This is a genomic window from Paraburkholderia sp., assembly GCF_035656215.1.
GTDB lineage: Bacteria > Pseudomonadota > Gammaproteobacteria > Burkholderiales > Burkholderiaceae > Paraburkholderia.
Genome location: NZ_DASRSY010000089.1, coordinates 1 through 4,633, shown reverse-complemented (window position 1 = coordinate 4,633; position 4,633 = coordinate 1). Strand labels below are relative to the sequence as shown.

Sequence of the window (4,633 nt, the reverse complement as noted above, 5' to 3'; positions counted from 1 at the left end):
ATAGTCCTCGGCGGGTGCGCCCCAAGTCGCGCCGGCGTTGTTCACGAGAATGTCGATGCCGCCATGCAGGCCAAGCACTTCATCCACCAGACCAGGGATACCTTCGAAGCGCTGCAGATCGTTGACCACCGTCTGCACCTCGATACCCCGGCTTTGCAGATGTGATTTCGCCTCGGCGAGTTCGTCGGCCTTGCGCGCAGTGATCGCCACGCGGCAGCCCATTTCTCCCAGCGCCTCGGCCATTTGCAGGCCCAGCCCGCGAGAGCCACCGGTGATCAGTGCAACCTTGCCGTCCAGTTGAAACAGGTCTTTCACAGACATTACGACGCCCCTCCAAGTTGTTCTGCAATGCAGACTTATATTCCAGATTCTGTGACCATCATACGTGCCGAAATTCGGCGTGTAAATAAAAGCACGTTCATTCACTTTTGATTTAAACTGACATGCATCGTGGATGGGCGGATCATCGGGACTTACCCGAATGCCGCACTTCTCAATCGGGCCGCATCGGTGCGAACTCATGCGTTTTTGCGCTTGTCGCGTAGCTGTTCTGCATAGCGGCTCACCTTTTGACGGGTCTTCTCCCATGCAAAATGCGCTGATCATCAATTCGCGTGATCTGGAATTCCAGCTGTTCGAAGTGCTCGAGGCCGAGACACTCACGCAGCGCGCGCGCCACGCCGACCACAGCCGCGAGACCTTCAACGCGGCGCTCGAAACGGCTCATGCGGTCGCAGCCGAAAAGTTCGCGACGCACAACCGCCTCTCGGACGAACACGAGCCGCAATTCGACGGTCAGCGCGTCACGATGCCCGCGGAGGTCAAGGAAGCACTCGACGCGTTCCGCTCGGCCGGTTTCCTCGCGGCGGGCAAAGACTACGAATGGGGCGGCATGCAGTTGCCCTCGGTGATTTCCTTTGCGTGCCTGTCGCTCTTCAAGAGCGCCAACATCGCCACCTCGTCTTACGCGATGCTGACCACGGCGAATGCGAACGTGATCGAACGTTTCGGCAGCGCTGCGCAGAAGCGCAAGTATCTGCAGGCCTTATTCGAAGGCCGCGCGTTCGGCACGATGGCGCTGACCGAGCCGCAAGCGGGCTCGAGCCTCTCGGATCTCGTCACCAGTGCGACGCCCAACGAGGACGGCACCTATTCGATTCGCGGCAACAAGATTTTTATCTCGGGTGGCGATCACGAGTTGAGCGAGAACATCGTCCACCTGGTGCTGGCGCGCATTCCCGGCGGGCCGCCGGGCGTCAAAGGTATTTCGCTGTTCACGGTGCCGAAATTCCACGTCAACGACGACGGCAGCCTCAGCGGTCGCAACGACGTCGCGCTCGCGGGGCTGATTCACAAGATGGGCTGGCGCGGCACGACATCGACCATGCTGTCGTTCGGCGAACGTGGCGAATGCATCGGCGAACTGGTGGGCGAGCCACATCAGGGCCTCGCTTATATGTTCCACATGATGAACGAGGCACGCATCGGCGTGGGCCTCGGTGCGGTCATGCTCGGCTATCGCGGCTATCTGGCGTCGCTCGATTACGCACGCGAACGGCCGCAAGGACGCCGTCCGGATAACAAGAACCCGCTCGATCCGCAATTGCCATTGATCGAACATGCCGACGTGCGCCGCATGCTGCTCGCACAAAAAGCCTACGTGGAAGGCGCATACGCGCTGTGTCTATATGCGGCACGCCTCGTCGACGAACAGAATACTGGTGAGAGCGATACGGCGCGCGCCGAAGCGGGCCTGCTGCTGGATCTGCTGACGCCTGTCGTGAAATCGTGGCCGTCACAGTGGTGCCTCGAAGCGAATAGTCTGGCGATCCAGATTCACGGCGGTTACGGCTACACGCGCGAATATCCGGTCGAGCAGTTCTATCGCGACAATCGCCTGAACATGATTCACGAAGGCACGCACGGTATTCAGGCACTCGATCTGCTGGGCCGCAAAGTGGTCATGAAACAAGGCGCCGCGCTCAAGCAATTGGAGCGCGAAATACAACGCAGCGTTGAATCGGCGCGAGTTCATCCGGGGCTGCAAGCGCATGCCGATTCACTCAGCAAGGCGTGGAGCGAGTTGACCGGCACGGTCGAAGCGTTATTGCCCACGCTGGCCCGCGAAAGCGAACGCGCGCTCGCCAACGCGAATGCCTTTCTCGAGGCATTCGGCCATATCGTGATTGCGTGGACGTGGTTACGGCAGGCGATCGTCGCAAGCGCTGCGCTACCCGATGCGAAAAGCGAAGCCGACGGCGACTTCTATCGCGGCAAGCTGCATGCTTGCCAGTGGTTCTTCCGTTGGGAATTGCCGCGCGTTTCGCTGATGCTTGCCACGCTGCGCGGTCTCGACGATACGACGCTCAGCATGGCGCCTCAGTGGTTCTGAGTGCTGCGACCCTATTCGGCTGGATGCGGCTCCGTGTGGCCGGATGCCGCTTAATACCGTTCAATGCGACAGCGCGCTTTCCAGTTGCGTCACCACGTCGATCAACCGCGGCCGCACTTCTTCGAGCAGGAATTCTTTCGAGAGCTTGAATGAAGGGCCGCCGACATTGATCGCCATGATCGGCAGTTCGCCACCCGGCTGGAAAGCACGCGCGATGCCGTTCACGTCTTTCTGCCAGTCACCGAATGAAGTCGTGACGCCGAGCGTGTTGTAATCTTCGAGCGCTTTTTCAATGCCGCGGCGGGTTTTCGGCCATGCCACATGATCGAGTTCGCGCACCTGTTCCATGAAACTAAGACGGTCATGTTCAGGGATCGCCGCGAGCCACGCGCGGCCAATCGCCGACGTGGCGACCGGAATACGCGAACCGACTTCCAACGTCAGCGTGAGCGCAACCGAGCCCCGGCAATTTTCCACGTAGATCATCGAGAGCCGGTCGCGCGTTCCCAACGAGACGGTTGCGCCGGAGATATCGGCCAGTTCCTGCATCACCGGCCGGGCAATCTTGCGGACATCGAGCCGCGCCAGCATTGCGCTACCCAGCGCGAGCGAAGCCGTGCCAAGCCGGTATTTACCGCTCTCTTTCAAATGAATCAGATAGCCGAGCAGCGTCAGCGTATGCGTCAGGCGCGATACCGTCGATTTCGGCAGCTTGCAACGCAATGCGAGTTCCTGATTGCTCAACGATTTGTCGCCCGAGCGAAAACACGCCAGCACCTCGAGCCCCCGCGCGAGCGCAGTGACGAAATGCCTGTCGTCTTTGTGTGCCTCGTGTGCGGTCCGGCTCGCGAGGACCGGATTGGTTTTCGTGGACGCAGCGGTTTTTTGTGCAGCTTCGCCGGCGTTCGGGATGTCGACCGGATTATCGATCGGGTTATTATGGGTTTTGCTCAAAATGAAACGCGCTCCCGCGAAACGGCACCATCTGAAGGACAAACCGTGGCCTGGATCGAGGGTGAGCCGGGCTGCGAAATTATAGTCCCGAGTGACGGCGTGCACGAAATCGGTGCGGACACCTGGTGACGACGTGTCCGAACTGAAGTTCGACGCTGGCTCAAGCAGCACACCACAAAAAGTGGCTCAGACTTCTTCTTTCGGCGCGGTCACCACGGGGCTGAAAAAATAGACCACCGCGCCAATCGCAAGCGGCACGACGGTCACCGCAAACAGCGCCGAGTAGATTCCCGCGTTCGATAGATGCGCCTGTTTTGCCGCACCCGCGATCCAGCCGAAACAACTGCTGGTCAGCGCCACACCGAGAAAAACAAGGCTGTTGAGCAGCCCCAAACCGAGCCCGAGCCGGCGTGGCGCAATGATGGCGCGCGCTTGCGACATCACGAGCGGATGGATCGAGCCGACCGAGAACAGCACGCATATCAACGCGACGCTGACCAGCCCGTTGCCGTCCGGACTGACCGCGAGCACCAGTGCCGCCAGCACGCCAGCGATCAGCCACAGCAGCGAAATAAGCTTGGGCGCGCAGAACCGCACGGCCACAGGAATACAGAAGGATGCGGCGATCCCGATCACGCTGGTGACGGTCATTGCGTTGCCGCGCGCGATGACGTCGAATCCGTATACGTCAGCAAGATACGGCCCACCCCACGACGTACGAAACGTGCTGCCGACCGAAAGCGCGAGGCAAGCCGGCATCAGGGTCCAGAAACCGGTGCGCCGTTTCACCGCGCTTGCCGCGTGTTGCAATGCAGCGAGACTTTGTTCATGCGCGGCGGCATCACGCCGACGCACGAAGCACACGACGCCAAACGTCGCGCATAGCATGGCTAGTGCCGCAGTGACCATGACCGGACGCCAGCCGAAGCTGGCCGTTGCCCGGCTGAGCGGAAACGCGGCCAGCAGTGCCCCTGCCATGCCGATCGCACTCGCCGTCGTGACGGCGCGCACATTGCGCGTGCCGTGGCCAGAATGCAGTACGTAATTGAGCAGCCCCATGAAGATGGGCGCGCAACCGAGTCCGATACCGGCTTGCGCGACGAGCGCAACGGTTGCGCTCGCCGTCATCGACAGAATGCCGGCGCAGGCGGCGCCGATGCCCATCAGAAGCGCGGTCGGTCCGCGCACGCCGTAGCGGTCGAACATGATGCCGACCGGCAGTTGCGCAATGGCGAACACGAGAAAAAACGAGCCCGCGAACCAGCCGAACATTTGCGGCGAGAAATG

Annotated in this window: 4 protein-coding genes; 1 reads left to right on the top strand and 3 read right to left on the bottom strand. The window is 60.9% G+C overall.

Features of this window, described 5'->3' with window-relative positions; translation table 11 throughout:
• Positions 1–321 (bottom strand): SDR family NAD(P)-dependent oxidoreductase (locus VFE81_RS04955; protein ID WP_325043528.1); only part of this gene is annotated, 321 nt, incomplete at its 3' end.
• 265 nt (positions 322–586) lie between these two features.
• Between VFE81_RS04955 and VFE81_RS04950 the strand changes: the two genes are divergently transcribed.
• Complete coding sequence (locus VFE81_RS04950) at positions 587–2,392, top strand: acyl-CoA dehydrogenase (protein ID WP_325043527.1); 1,806 nt, start codon at positions 587–589, stop codon at positions 2,390–2,392.
• A 60-nt stretch (positions 2,393–2,452) separates the two neighbouring features.
• Here the strand turns inward: VFE81_RS04950 and VFE81_RS04945 are convergent, their stop codons facing one another.
• Positions 2,453–3,346, bottom strand: coding sequence for an IclR family transcriptional regulator (locus VFE81_RS04945; protein ID WP_325043526.1), 894 nt, complete (start codon positions 3,344–3,346; stop codon positions 2,453–2,455).
• Positions 3,347–3,532: 186 nt separating this feature from the next.
• Positions 3,533–4,633 (bottom strand): MFS transporter (locus VFE81_RS04940; RefSeq protein WP_325043525.1); only part of this gene is annotated, 1,101 nt, incomplete at its 5' end.

Excerpts from the sequence above, each read along its gene's own strand:
- VFE81_RS04950 (WP_325043527.1), top strand. The coding sequence starts at position 587 with ATGCAAAATGCGCTGATCATCAATTCGCGTGATCTGGAATTCCAGCTG.